Raw genomic sequence first — 13,360 nt, 5'->3', positions numbered from 1 at the left:
GACCTCAGGCCACCTCTATTTCCGACACTTCGAAGCGATAGGTCGTCGAGCAGAACTCGCAGGTGACGGCGATCTCGCCATTCTCCTGACTGGCCTCGATCTCCTCGGCTGTGAAACCTTTCAAGACGCCCTTCAGCTTGTCGCGCGAGCACGAACAGCGGTCATAGACGGCCTTCGGCTCATAGACGCGGACGCCGCGCTCGTGGAAGAGGCGGTAGAGAAGCCGCTCGGTACCAACAAGCGGATCCGTCAGCTCGTCGGCATCGATGGTTTCCACCAGGCTGCGCGCTTCCGCCCAGGCATCGTCCTCGGCGTGATCACGCGCGCCGCTATCGCCATCGCCGCCATGCAGGTCCGGCTGGCGCATGCGCTCGGGCGCTTCCGGCAAGAACTGCGCGATCAGGCCACCGGCACGCCAGCGGTGACGCGGCTTGCCGTTCTCATCACGATCGAAGAGCTCTGCAGCGCCCAGACGCACGCGGGTCGGGATCTGTTCCGACTGGCGGAAATAGGTGCCGGCGATCTCTTCGAGCGAAGCACCATCGAGCGCGACGATACCCTGATAAGGTTGGCTGAAACGGCCCTGATCGATGGTGAAGGCGAGCACGCCCTTGCCGAGCAGCTGCTCCGGCTCGGTTCTGCCTTCCTTAACTGCCTTTGCCAGCGCTTCTTCATTGAAACGCGCATAGGCGCGAACATTTTCCGGTGTCGAGAAATCGGCGACCAGAAGGTCGACGGGACCGTCGCCCTTGGTCTGCACGGTGAATTTGCCTTCGAATTTCAGCGACGTGCCAAGCAGGACGGTCAGGACGATGGCTTCGGCAAGCAGCCGCGCGACCGGCGTCGGATAGTCGTGCCGGGCAAGGATCGTGTCCAGCAGGGGACCGAGCTGTACGGCACGGCCACGCACATCGAGACCTTCCACCTGGAAGGGAACCACGTGATCGTCACCGGCGAAATCGAACTGACCCAGCGAGGCGGCATTTTCTGCCATTAGCTTACTCCTGCAGCATGACGCCGAAAAGTGAGAGCGGTTTTCGGGCGCCGTCATGCTCTATTTCTTTGATTCTAGACCGGATTCAGGTCTTGGGTCGCTTCGACCTAAGACCATCCGGCTCTAGGGCCTGCGCCTTTGAGACGCGGTTTAATATCTTCAGATCGCGCCCAGGCACCAAGCAAGAATCGACTTCTGCGCGTGAAGGCGGTTTTCCGCCTCATCGAAGACAACGGATTGCGGGCCATCGATCACCTCGTCCGTCACTTCCTCCCCGCGATGGGCGGGCAGGCAATGCATGAACAACGCGTCTTTGCCGGCCTGTGCCATCAAAGCCTTGTTGACCTGATAGGGCTGGAAGACGTTGTGACCGCGAGCCCGGTGTTCCTGATTCATGGAAACCCAGGTATCGGTTACCACGCAATCGGCGCCGGCGACCGCACGGTCTGCATCATGCGAGAGCATGATTTCGGCGCCCTCATTGCGGGCCCAGTTCAGATAGTGATCCTTCGGCTCGGAACCAAGGGGTACCGCCATATTCATGCGATAACCGAAACGGGCGGCCCCTTCGATCAGCGAATGCAGCACGTTGTTGCCGTCTCCGGTCCAGGCAAGCGTCTTGCCCTTGATCGGGCCGCGATGCTCTTCGAAGGTCATGATATCGGCCATGATCTGGCAGGGATGCGTGTCGTCGGTCAGCGCATTGATGACCGGAACGGTCGCATGTTGCGCGAGTTCCAACAGGCGCGAGTGATCGGTCGTGCGGATCATGATCGCGTCGACATAGCGCGACAGCACCTTCGCCGTGTCGCCGATCGTCTCGGCGCGGCCGAGCTGCATTTCGGTGCCGGAGAGGAACAGCGTCTCGCCGCCCAGCTGCCGCATGCCGACGTCGAAGGAGACGCGGGTTCGGGTGGACGGCTTCTCGAAGATCATCGCCAGCATCTTGCCGGCGAGCGGCTTGTCGGCCGTGCCGGCCTTCTGCGCGCTCTTTCGGACGATCGCGTCATCGATGATATTGCGCAGATCGGCAGCCGGAACGGCAGAGAGATCGAGAAAGTGTTTCGGAGAAGCCATGTCCTTACCTGTACTCCAGAAAAAACAATAACGCCCGCGTGGGGCAGGAACGCCCCAATTGCGGGCGTTGAGTTCAAGCCGATTTCTTGGTGCGGGCAGCGCGCGCACGCTCGGCGGCGCGCTCCAGGCGAGCGAAACCTTCGCGTGCTTCTTCGGCAGTGACGACCAGCGGCGGCAGCAGACGGATGACGTTGTCGCCGGCCGGAACACCGAGCAGACGCTCGGCGCGGATCGCCTGCAGCAGGTCCGCCTGCGGAATGGCCGCCTTGATGCCGAGCATCAGGCCTTCACCGCGAACGTCCTCGATGATGTCAGGAAAACGATCCTTGAGCGAGGCGAGCCCCTGGCGGAATACCAGCGAGACATCGCGCACATGCTGCAGGAAGCCTTCGGCAAGCACGATATCGAGAACCGCATTGCCGACTGCCATGGCGAGCGGATTGCCGCCATAGGTCGAGCCATGCGTGCCGGCCTTCATGCCGGAAGCGGCTTCTGCCGTCGCAAGGCACGCACCGAGCGGGAAACCGCCGCCGATACCCTTGGCGACCGCCATGATGTCAGGCTTGATACCGGACCATTCATGGGCGAAGAGCTTGCCGGTACGGCCGACACCACACTGTACTTCGTCGAGGATCAAAAGCAGGCCGTGCTCATCGCAGATCTCCCGCAGCCCGCGCAGGAATTCGTTGGTCGCCGGGCGAATGCCGCCCTCGCCCTGAACCGGCTCGATCAGGATCGCAGCCGTCGCATCCGTGATGGCGGCACGCACGGCGTCAAGATCGCCGAACTGCACCTGGTCGAAGCCCGGGGCCTTCGGACCGAAGCCTTCGATATATTTTTCCTGGCCACCGGCGGCAATCGTTGCGATGGTGCGGCCGTGGAAGGCGCCTTCGAAGGTGATGATATGGAACTTCTCGGGATGCCCCTTGGCGAACTGGTAGCGCCGCGCAGTCTTGATGGCGCACTCCAGAGCTTCTGCGCCCGAATTGGTGAAGAACACCTTGTCGGCGAAGGTCACTTCCGTCAGCCGCTTCGACAGCTTCTCCTGACCGGGCACCTCATAGAGGTTGGACAGGTGCCAGACCTTGTCGGCCTGCGCCTTCAGTTCGGCGACAAGATGGGGATGAGCATGACCGAGCGAATTGACCGCGACGCCGGCTGCGAAATCGAGGTAGCGTTCGCCATTCTCAGTGACCAGCCAGACGCCCTCGCCTCGCTCGAACCGCAGCGGAGCGCGCAAGTAGGTGTCGTAAAGCGGCGTGGTCTCGGCCATGGCCCTATCTCCTGATCACAACTTTAAGGACCGATCGCTTCCATTTGATGAAACGGGTCCGAAAAAATCAAAAATGCCGCCTTGCGGCGGCTCGGGCACTATTGATGTTTTGCACCGCGATGTCAACAAAACTGCCGTTTTAGCAGGTGCGAGAAAACACTTGCCGGCAAAAGAGATGCGCCGGGCGGCGCCTATGGCAGAAATGCCACGCCCGGACAGCAAGTTGGGGAAAACCTCGAAATCGATTCCTCAAGATTCCCGCGACTCTTGTCACGGAGTCAGCCTCACACTAGGTTAAAAACCAATTGCTAGACTGCATGCGGCGGAACTAGTCACCACAATTTTAGAGCGTTTCGCGCCTCGATACCATGCGAGGCAATGGTGAGGGATTCTGCCATCGGAAACGCGACAGCGGAGACAGGGCATGAATTGGACAGACGAACGCGTCGAGAAGCTGAAAAAGCTATGGTCCGAAGGATTGAGCGCCAGCCAGATTGCTGCGCAGCTCGGTGGCGTGAGCCGTAACGCCGTCATCGGCAAGGTGCATCGCCTGAACCTCCCCGGCCGAGCGAAGGCGGGCGGCACGGCAACCGCAGCACGCACGCCGAAGCGCAGCGCAGCGGCACCTCGCGCTGCGACCTACGGATCGCGCGTTGCTACCCGCACGGTGGTTGCCCGCCAGCAGGGCGCAACCATGCTGAAGGAAGAGATCGAGATCGATTCCGTCAACGAAATCCAATATCGCCCGGCATCGAACGTCGTCGTTCCGATCTCCCGCCGCCTCGGCCTGACGGAACTGACGGAGCGCACCTGCAAGTGGCCGGTCGGCGATCCGCTGAAGGACGATTTCCATTTCTGCGGCAACGAGAGCCCAGATTCATCGCCTTACTGCACCTACCATCAGCGCCTGGCCTACCAGCCGGTGCATGAACGGCGTAGACCGGCCCAGCCGCGTGGCTGAGAGGCTTGATGACTGAGATAAAGAAACGGGCCCTTGAGGCCCGTTTTCTGTTTCCGCCGCTATGTTGATGCCTGATCGGGTCTCCCCGCTCAGGCTTCCATGGAGTAGCCCGCGCCGCGAACGGTGCGGATGACATCCTGCATATTGGAGAAATTGAGCGCCTTGCGCAGGCGGCCGACATGGACGTCGACCGTGCGTTCGTCGACGTAGATATCGTGACCCCATACGCCGTCGAGCAGCTGCGAACGCGAGAAGACGCGGCCCGGCGAGGACATCAGGAACTCAAGCAGGCGGAATTCCGTCGGCCCCAGCCGCACTTCGCGGCTCTTGCGGTGGACGCGATGAGTTTCGCGGTCCAGCTCGATATCGCCGCAGCGCAGCACCGTGGAGAGAACCTCCGGGCGGGCGCGCCGCAGCATCGCCTTGACGCGAGCCATCAGCTCCGGCGTCGAGAACGGCTTGACGACATAATCGTCCGCGCCGGTCGAAAGCCCGCGCACGCGCTCGCTTTCCTCGCCGCGGGCCGTCAGCATGATGATCGGCAGGCGCTCCGTCTCCGGCCGCATACGCAGCCGGCGGCAGAGCTCGATGCCCGATACGCCGGGGAGCATCCAGTCGAGGATCAGGAGATCGGGGATGCGCTCCTGGAGACGCAGCTCGGCCTCATCGCCTCTGAGGATCGTGTCCACCTCGAAGCCTTCGGCCTCAAGATTGTAGCGCAGCAGAACGCTAAGCGCTTCCTCGTCTTCTACAACAGCAACTCTCGGAACCATGCGCCTATGGTCTCCTTTCTTCGCTTCCAGATTATTCCGTCACTGCGCCGACGGTATTGGCGGTATCGTCCTTCGGGCGCTCGCCTTCCGGCTGCGCGCCCGTCGCCATGTAATAGATCGTCTCGGCGATGTTGGTGGCATGGTCGCCGATGCGCTCGATGTTCTTGGCGCAGAAAAGAAGATGCGTGCAGGTGGTGATGTTGCGCGGATCTTCCATCATGTAGGTCAGCATCTCGCGAAAGAGCGAGGTGTACATGGCGTCGATTTCCTCGTCGCGTTCGCGGATCGATACGGCTTTGTCCGGCGAGCGGGTCGCGTAGACATCCAGAACTTCCTTGAGCTGGCTCAGCGCCAGTTCGGAGAGATGCTCGATGCCGCGGGCGAGGCGGCGCGGGACACCGGTGCCCTGGACGGCGATGACGCGCTTTGCAGTGTTCTTGCCGAGATCGCCGACGCGCTCGAGATCGGATGCGATGCGGATCGAGCCCATGATTTCACGCAGGTCCGCCGCCATCGGCTGACGGCGGGCGATGGTGACGATCGCCTTGTCTCCGACTTCGCGCTCGGCATGGTCGAGAACGACGTCGTCGGAGATGACCTTCTGGGCCAGGGCAGCGTCGCTGTTGACCAAGGCGCGTACGCTGTCGCTAACCATCTGCTCTGCCAGGCCGCCCATTTCAGCAATGCGGCGCGTCAGGAACTTCAGGTCTTCGTCGTAGGCAGAGAGAATGTGAGTGGAGACCATTTTTCTATCCTCAAGGTGAACTGTGTGAAATGAGCCGCGCGCCTGCCATCATCAACCAAAACGGCCCATGATGTAATCCTGCGTGCGGAAATCGTCGGGATTGGTGAACATCTTATCGGTGTCGTTCTCCTCGACCAGGTGGCCGAGATGGAACATTGCGGTACGCTGCGAGACGCGGGCTGCCTGCTGCATGGAATGCGTCACGATGACGATGGTGAAGTTTTCCCGAAGCTCGTGGATGAGATCCTCGACCTTGGCGGTCGCTATCGGATCAAGCGCCGAGCATGGCTCGTCCATCAGGATGACCTCCGGGCTGACCGCGACGGCGCGGGCGATGCACAGACGCTGCTGCTGGCCGCCGGACAGGCTCGTGCCGGCATCATGGAGCCGATCCTTGACCTCGCCCCAGAGACCGGCCTTCTGCAGGCTGGTCTCGACGATATGCTCGAGATCGGCCTTTGAGCGATGCAGGCCATGGATGCGCGGGCCGTAGGCGACGTTCTCATAGATGGACTTCGGAAATGGGTTGGGCTTCTGAAAGACCATGCCGACGCGGGCGCGCAGTTCCACCACGTCGATGCTGTCGTCGTAGACATCCTGATCGTCGAGCGTGATCTTGCCGGTGACCCGGCAGGTCTCGATCGTATCGTTCATGCGGTTGAGGCAGCGCAGGAAGGTGGACTTGCCGCAACCGGAAGGGCCGATCAAAGCCGTGACCGTATTGGTGCGGATCTTCAGATTGACGCCGAAGAGCGCCCGCTTGTCGCCGTAGAACACAGAAACGTCCTGGCCGATCATCTTGTAGGGGATCGTCGTCATCTTCCTGGACAATGCTTTTTCGCTGGCGGCTTCCGTCATCATGTTCATTTCGTGCGCCCTCCCTTACCAGCGCCGCTCAAAGCGGCGCCGCAGCAGGATGGCGCCGATGTTCATCGCGACGAGGAAGAAGAGAAGCACGATGATGGCGCCGGACGTCCTTTCGACAAAGGCCCGCTCGGCTTCGCTCGCCCACATGTAGATCTGCACCGGCAGCGCCGTCGAAGGATCGAGCGGCGATGCCGGATAGTTGGCGACGAAGGCGACCATGCCGATCAGAAGCAGCGGCGCAGTCTCGCCAAGCGCGTGCGCAAGCCCGAGGATCGTGCCCGTCAGAATGCCGGGCATCGCAAGCGGCAGGACGTGATGGAAGACCATCTGCATGCGCGATGCACCAAGACCGAGCGCCGCGCTGCGGATCGACGGCGGCACGGCCCGCAGCGCCGAGCGTGTGGCGATAATGATCATCGGCAGCGTCATCAGGCTCAGCACGAGACCGCCGACCAGCGAGGCCGAGCGCGGCAGTCCCATCATGTTGATGAAGACCGAGAGACCCAGCAGGCCGTAGACGATCGATGGGACAGCCGCGAGATTGTTGATGTTGACCTCGATCAAATCCGTCAGCCGGTTCTTCGGTGCGAACTCCTCCAGATAGATCGAGGCGGCGACGCCGACCGGCAAGGCAAGGACGAGAACGGTCAGCATCAGGTAGAACGAGCCGATCAGAGCGACGCCGAGCCCGGCGGCTTCGGGCCGGCTCGAGTTGCCCGACAGGAAGAGACCGCTGTTGAAGGCCTTGTAGAGCGCACCGCTTTCGCTGAGTTGCTTCATCCAGGTGACCTGGCGGTCGGATATCTTACGATCCTTCTCATCGACAGTCAGATCGATCTGGCCCTTGTTGGCTGAATCGATATTGGAACTGGCAAGGAAGGTGACGTTCTGCGTCGTCCCTATGATCGAGGGATTGGCGATGACCCTATCGCGCAGCGCGATCCTGGCACTGTCCGACACCATCGCCGTCGCCGCACGAACGAGCGCGCGATTGGCGGGATCGATGCTCAAGGCTTTCACCAGCGCGTCGCGCACCAGTACCGGGTAGTTGGCAGCGATCAGAACCTTCGGATCGGTGGCGCGCTTGGCTGCGGGGTCGATCACCTTCTCGGAGAATTCGATCGGCAGGGTGATCGAGGTCTGAACGAAGGCGGTATAGCCGGTGCGGACCACGGTCGAGACCAGGATGATAAGGAAGACGAGACCGAAGATGACGGCGGTAATCCCATAGGCGCGGAAGCGGCGCTCGGCGGCGTAGCGTCGCCTGATGCCGATATCGCGGCGCACGGATGCACCCGGCGTCAACCCGCGCGGCATGTTGAACTGAGAGGAGGATACGACGTCGCTCATTCGTATTGCTCCCTATATCGACGGACGATGTAGAGCGCATAGACGTTGAGGCACAGCGTCAGGAAGAACAACGTGATCCCGAGAGCGAAAGCGACGAGCGTCTGCGGCGAAGTGAATTCCAGATCGCCGGTCAGCTGGTTGACGATCTTTACTGTGACCGTCGTCATCGGCTCGAACGGATCGAGTTGCATGCGCGCGGCCACGCCGGCGGCCAGCACCACGATCATGGTTTCGCCGATCGCCCGCGACGCGGTCATCAAAAGCGCGCCGACGATGCCCGGAAGGGCGGCCGGCAGCAGAACACGCTTGACCGTTTCCGACCGCGTGGCGCCGAGGCCAAGCGAGCCGTCGCGCAGCGAGCGCGGCACGGCCATGATGATATCGTCCGACAGCGAGGAAACGTAAGGGATGAGCATCACGCCCATGACGAAGCCGGCCGTCAGAACGCTCTGCGCTTCGATAAAGCTTTTATAGTTGCCCGTCACCAAGCCATCGATCTCGGCTGAGATATCGCGCAGAAAGGGGCCGACGGTGATGACCGCGAAGAAGCCGTAGACGATCGTTGGAATGCCGGCCAGGACCTCCAGCATCGGCTTGGCGACGGAGCGGACGCGGGCCGAGGCATATTCGGCCATGTAGATCGCCGCGAACAGGCCGATGGGCACAGCAAACAGCATGGCGACGAGCCCGATATAGATCGTGCCCGCCAGCAGCGGGATCAAGCCGAAGGTGCCTGAAGTCTGCGTGCCGGCGCCGGTGAAGCGCGGGTCCCAGACCGTGCCGAAGAAGAACTCGCCGGCCGGCACCATGCTGAAGAAACGCGCCGCTTCGGAAAGCATGGAAACGACGATGCCAACCGTCGTCAGCACCGCGATGGAGGAAGCGACGATCAGCGCTCCGAGAATGACCTGCTCGACCCGATTGCGGGCGCGAAAACGTGGGGCGATGGCGCGAAGGCCATGGGCTGCGCAAAGCAGCGATAGGACGATCGCCGCCGCCGACATGACCATGCGGCTCACTTCGCGCATGCCATTATATTTGTTGGCGGCGTCGATCATGTAGCCCGTGGGGCGAACGGCGAGCGGAACGCCCTTCTGCGCCAGCAGCAACTGAAGATCGGTCTTGCCTCCATCGACATCGGCGAGCTCCTGGCTATCGAGCATGCGCATGCCGCGGGCGATGCTGCGCACCATGCCGTAGCTGAGATTGAGTTCGGCCGGTGGAAGAGACTGAACCTCCTCCGGGAAAGATTTCGTTACCAGGCGGTCGATGACGATGGGGCCGGCAATCAGCCAGACGCAGACGAGCGCTAAGGGCGGAAGCACCGCCCAGATAGCGGCATAGGCACCGTGATAGCCGAGCCGGGAATGCATGGACGAGGACCTGCCACCCGACAGCGCAGCCGCCCTCACCCGCCCCAGCACGAAAGCGGAGGCGCCGAAGACCGACAAGCAGAGCAGCAGCAGCGATACACTCATTCCCATTCCCCGGCGAACGCCGGTACAGCGGAAAGCCGCACCGGTGCCTGACCCTTCAGCATTCACATGATCTTCCCGACCGCGACATCCTTACGGATCTGGTCGCGCTCAGCATCCGGCGCCGGCACGAGGCCATATTCCGCCAGCGGGCCGTCCGGTCCGATCATCTGATCGCTCGTGAAGAAATCGACATATTCCTTGAGCCCCGGGATGACACCCAGATGGGCCTTCTTGACGTAGAAGAACAGCGGCCGCGATACCGGATAGGTGCCATCGGCAATCGTCTGACCCGAGGGCACGATGCCGCTGACGGTGGCAACCTTCAGCTTGTCGGCGTTGTTCTGGAAGAAATACAAGCCGAACACACCGATGCCGTGCTTGTTGGCATTGATGCGGGCCAGCGTCTCGGGATAGTCGCCGTCTATATCGACGGCGGCGCCATCCTTGCGCACCGCAACGCATTTTTTCGCCTGCTGAGCGGCATCCGAAACTGCAGCCTTGATCACATCCGCTGCGCCTGAAGCCTTGCAGCCGGCGGTAAGCACCTTCTCTTCGAAGACTTCGCGCGTGCCGTGCTTCTCACCCGGAATATAGGTAGCGATTTCAAAATCCGGCAGCGATGGATTGATTTCAGACCACTTCTTGTAGGGGTTGGTGACGAGCTTGCCATCGACGACCACTTCGGCGGCAATCGCCTTATAGAGATCGACGGGCTCGAACCTGATGTCTGGATTGCTCTTGTCGAAGGCAAAGACGATGCCGTCATAGCCGATCTTGATCTGCTGGATATCGGTGACGCCGGCGGCCTTGCAGGCTTGGACTTCGCTGTCCTTGATCGGGCGCGACGAATTGGCGATGTCGATGGAATCCGTACCGACACCCTTGCAGAATTCCTTCAGGCCAGCTCCGGAGCCGCCGGACTCGACCACAGGAGTCTTGAAATCGGTAAAGGTCTCGCCGAAGGTTTCGGCAACGATCTTGGCATATGGAAATACGGTCGATGAGCCGGCGATCTGAATTTGATCGCGGGCGGTTGCAATGCCGCCAAGGGCAACCGATGCAACCAGCGCAAGAACGGACATTTTCAAAGCATTCACAACGAATCCCCCTGATGAGCTTTGAAGAGCGCCGAGGTGGAGGCACATCCACTTTTTCAGCAGTCCATTCTTACTGGCGAAAACACCGCCCTTTTATGTCAGGCGAGTGAAACAATTATGACAGATTATGTATCTGATATTGTTTGTGTAAATCGCCATCCGAATGAGGATGCGAGGAACTTGTCAGAAGCGAACCGTAAAATCGGTTCCTTTTCCGACTTCCGACTTTACGATCAGCCTGGCACGGTGGCGGGTCAGGATATGCTTGACGATGGCAAGCCCGAGACCGGTCCCCTTCTTGGACCGGCTGTCCTCAACGTTAACGCGATAGAAGCGCTCGGTCAGGCGCGGCACATGTTCTGCGGGTATGCCCGGCCCCTTGTCCGAGACGACCACTTCAACGGCCTGGCCGGCACCGCTGAGTAGCGAAACCTCCACCGACTTGCCTTCCTGGCCGTATTTGCAGGCGTTCTCGATCAGGTTCTCGAAGACCTGCACCAGCTCGTCTCTATCCCCCAATACCTCCACCTTGCCCACCGGCAAATGCAGATTGATGGTCACGTCGAGATCCCCCGCAAGCGGCAGGAGGGAGTCACGCACATGGCCGAGCAAGGGGACGAGATCCACCTTCTGATCCGGCGCGATATGCGACTTCAACTCCAGGCGCGACAGCGACAGAAGATCGTCCACCAGCCTGCTCATGCGGGTCGTCTGATCGAACATGATGCCGAGGAAACGCTGCTGCGCTTTCGGATCGGTTTTGGCGGGGCCTTGGATCGTCTCGATGAAGCCGCGCAGCGATGCCAGGGGCGTGCGCAATTCATGGCTGGCATTGGCGACGAAGTCCGAACGCATGCGATCGATGTGGCGCAACTCCGATATGTCGCGGAACGAGAGCAGGAAGAGCGCATCTTCCTGCCTGTCGATCTCAGGCAGATCGATCGGCGCGATGCGCACGACATAGACCCGCTCCGATGGCAGGCGCTCGGAATGCTCGATCTGGTTCGGCGTATTGGTGGCGATGGTCTCGCGCACCATGTCGAGCAGACCCGGCGAGCGCAGCTTGGAGGAAATATGTGCGCCGATCGGAAAGGCACCGAAGGCTTTTTCGACGGCCATGTTCTGCACCAGCACCGACGCCTCGCGGTCGATGATCAGTACCGGCATATCGAGTGCCGCCACTCCCGCGAAGGCGGTGCGCAACAGGATTTGCGCATCGGCAGGCGCAGCTTCGGCTTGTGACGGCACCTCCACTCGCTCGACCAGCGGCGGACGAATGAGCGTGACGATCATGACGATCGCCCAGATCCAGAATACGGCGCCGGTGTTGATGCCTTCGACGAGGGCGAGCGCGGCAATCAGCGTCGCCAGAACCAGGATAGCACTCTCCTGCCGCAGCCGAACTGCCAACCTCCTGACAAATGACCATTCGTCTTCCAACTGCGCCGTCCTTCGCCTGCCATCATGGAACGCTGGATTCCGCGTCTTATCTGCGATTCATGACAGAAGTATTCGGCTCTATCCACAGAAGCCAGTAACCGGCAAAAATAAATGTAGCCGGCAAAAGATGGCTGAGGCAAAGGGCTTGAAACTATTGAATAAAAGCGCCAGTTTCCTTGCGAAGCTTTTTTGCCGCCTCCGGCGGCAGGGTTAACGCCATGTAAACAGCCGAGGAGCCGACATATGGGGGAGAAGACAGAGAGCCGGGCAGTGGAGCTGGATATCCACGGCATCAAGCGCATATTCGATGTCGATGACCCCGTGCTTCCGAGCTGGATCGATGACGAGGCGCTGACCTCGGGCGGTTATCCCTACAAGAAGAAGCTGAAGGAAGACGAGTATCTCGATGAGCTGAAAACGCTGCAGATCGAACTCATCAAGGTGCAGTTCTGGCTGCAGGCGACCGGCAAGCGGGTGATGGCGCTCTTTGAGGGACGCGATGCCGCCGGCAAGGGAGGCTCGATCGCCGCAACCTCGGCCCATATGAACCCTCGTCTGGCGCGCGTGGTGGCGCTGACGAAGCCGACCGACCGCGAAAGCGGCCAATGGTATTTCCAGCGCTATGTCGCCCAATTTCCGACGGCGGGCGAATTCGTGCTCTTCGACCGCTCCTGGTACAACCGCGCCGGCGTCGAGCCGGTCATGGGCTTCTGCACGCCGCAGCAATACGAGCAGTTCCTGAAGCAGGCGCCCAGGATGGAAAAGCTCATCGTCCAGGACGGTATCCATTTCTTCAAATTCTATCTCGATATCGGCCGGGAGATGCAGCTGAAGCGTTTCCACGACCGGCGCCACGATCCACGCGCCGTCTGGAAGCTCTCCTCAATGGATATCGCCGCCCTGCCGAAATGGAAGGATTACAGCGAAAAGCGCGACCGCATGCTGAAGGATACGCATACGGACCACGCTCCCTGGACCGTCCTCCGCGCCAACGACAAGCGGCGCGCGCGCCTGAACCTTATCCGTCACATTCTGCTGACGCTCGATTATGACGGCAAGGACAAGGAAGCCATCGGCAAGGTCGACGAGAACATCCTCGGGATGGGATCGGATATCCTCGCCTGACGAGTTCGACGCCCGGGCCTAAAGCACTTCCAGGAAAAGTGCGAAGCGGTTTTCCGTCAGGAATGCGTTGGGAAATAAGAGCATAGAGCGTTTTCGCGATTCAAAGAAAAGTGGAAACGCTCTATCTTCTTGTTTTTACGCAGTTCCAGACGCAAAACCGCTTCGCACTTTTGCTGGAAC

Annotated in this window: 12 protein-coding genes; 2 read left to right on the top strand and 10 right to left on the bottom strand. The window is 60.8% G+C overall.

The features are described from left to right. Nucleotides 1-4: 4 nt before the first annotated feature. The 3 genes from RTCIAT899_RS02875 to RTCIAT899_RS02865 form a co-directional block, all read right to left on the bottom strand. The gene (locus RTCIAT899_RS02875; RefSeq protein ID WP_015338723.1) at nucleotides 5-994 is read right to left on the bottom strand and encodes an Hsp33 family molecular chaperone; all 990 of its coding nucleotides are present in this window, start codon (nucleotides 992-994) and stop codon (nucleotides 5-7) included. A 159-nt stretch (nucleotides 995-1,153) separates the two neighbouring features. Continuing rightward, nucleotides 1,154-2,071: an ornithine carbamoyltransferase gene (gene argF / locus RTCIAT899_RS02870; RefSeq protein WP_015338722.1), complete on the bottom strand. Its 918-nt coding sequence runs from the start codon at nucleotides 2,069-2,071 to the stop codon at nucleotides 1,154-1,156. Between the two features lie 73 nt (nucleotides 2,072-2,144). Next, on the bottom strand, nucleotides 2,145-3,344 hold the full coding sequence (locus RTCIAT899_RS02865) for an aspartate aminotransferase family protein (protein ID WP_015338721.1): 1,200 nt from the start codon (nucleotides 3,342-3,344) through the stop codon (nucleotides 2,145-2,147). Between the two features lie 424 nt (nucleotides 3,345-3,768). On the opposite strand from RTCIAT899_RS02865, the gene RTCIAT899_RS02860 reads away from it, so the two are divergent. Next, nucleotides 3,769-4,305 carry a GcrA family cell cycle regulator gene (locus tag RTCIAT899_RS02860; RefSeq protein ID WP_015338720.1) on the top strand — a complete coding sequence of 179 codons (537 nt, stop codon included), beginning with the start codon at nucleotides 3,769-3,771 and terminating at the stop codon, nucleotides 4,303-4,305. A gap of 89 nt (nucleotides 4,306-4,394) precedes the next feature. Here RTCIAT899_RS02860 and phoB read toward each other — a convergent pair whose 3' ends face one another. The 7 genes from phoB to phoR form a co-directional block, all read right to left on the bottom strand. After that, nucleotides 4,395-5,078, bottom strand: coding sequence for a phosphate regulon transcriptional regulator PhoB (gene phoB, locus RTCIAT899_RS02855; protein WP_004128368.1), 684 nt, complete (start codon nucleotides 5,076-5,078; stop codon nucleotides 4,395-4,397). 31 nt (nucleotides 5,079-5,109) lie between these two features. Beyond that, nucleotides 5,110-5,823: a phosphate signaling complex protein PhoU gene (gene phoU, locus RTCIAT899_RS02850; protein WP_015338719.1), complete on the bottom strand. Its 714-nt coding sequence runs from the start codon at nucleotides 5,821-5,823 to the stop codon at nucleotides 5,110-5,112. 51 nt (nucleotides 5,824-5,874) lie between these two features. After that, nucleotides 5,875-6,690, bottom strand: a complete 816-nt coding sequence (gene pstB, locus RTCIAT899_RS02845) for a phosphate ABC transporter ATP-binding protein PstB (RefSeq protein ID WP_015338718.1) — start codon at nucleotides 6,688-6,690, stop codon at nucleotides 5,875-5,877. Nucleotides 6,691-6,705: 15 nt separating this feature from the next. Next, nucleotides 6,706-8,040: a phosphate ABC transporter permease PstA gene (pstA, locus tag RTCIAT899_RS02840; RefSeq protein ID WP_015338717.1), complete on the bottom strand. Its 1,335-nt coding sequence runs from the start codon at nucleotides 8,038-8,040 to the stop codon at nucleotides 6,706-6,708. Then, on the bottom strand, nucleotides 8,037-9,518 hold the full coding sequence (gene pstC / locus RTCIAT899_RS02835) for a phosphate ABC transporter permease subunit PstC (protein ID WP_015338716.1): 1,482 nt from the start codon (nucleotides 9,516-9,518) through the stop codon (nucleotides 8,037-8,039). Before pstC ends, pstA begins: the two co-directional genes overlap by 4 nt. 62 nt (nucleotides 9,519-9,580) lie before the next feature. Continuing rightward, entirely contained in the window at nucleotides 9,581-10,600 is a 1,020-nt protein-coding gene (locus RTCIAT899_RS02830; protein WP_376766851.1) for a substrate-binding domain-containing protein, read from the bottom strand. Between the two features lie 198 nt (nucleotides 10,601-10,798). Continuing rightward, nucleotides 10,799-12,025 carry a phosphate regulon sensor histidine kinase PhoR gene (gene phoR, locus RTCIAT899_RS02825; RefSeq protein ID WP_015338714.1) on the bottom strand — a complete coding sequence of 409 codons (1,227 nt, stop codon included), beginning with the start codon at nucleotides 12,023-12,025 and terminating at the stop codon, nucleotides 10,799-10,801. Nucleotides 12,026-12,298: 273 nt separating this feature from the next. Between phoR and ppk2 the strand changes: the two genes are divergently transcribed. Further along, on the top strand, nucleotides 12,299-13,180 hold the full coding sequence (gene ppk2 / locus RTCIAT899_RS02820) for a polyphosphate kinase 2 (RefSeq protein WP_015338713.1): 882 nt from the start codon (nucleotides 12,299-12,301) through the stop codon (nucleotides 13,178-13,180). Nucleotides 13,181-13,360 lie beyond the last annotated feature (180 nt).

This window comes from Rhizobium tropici CIAT 899 (assembly GCF_000330885.1).
Classification (GTDB): Bacteria; Pseudomonadota; Alphaproteobacteria; order Rhizobiales; family Rhizobiaceae; genus Rhizobium; species Rhizobium tropici.
The sequence above is the reverse complement of the archived record's forward strand: the minus strand, read 5'-3'. Positions and strand labels throughout refer to the sequence as shown.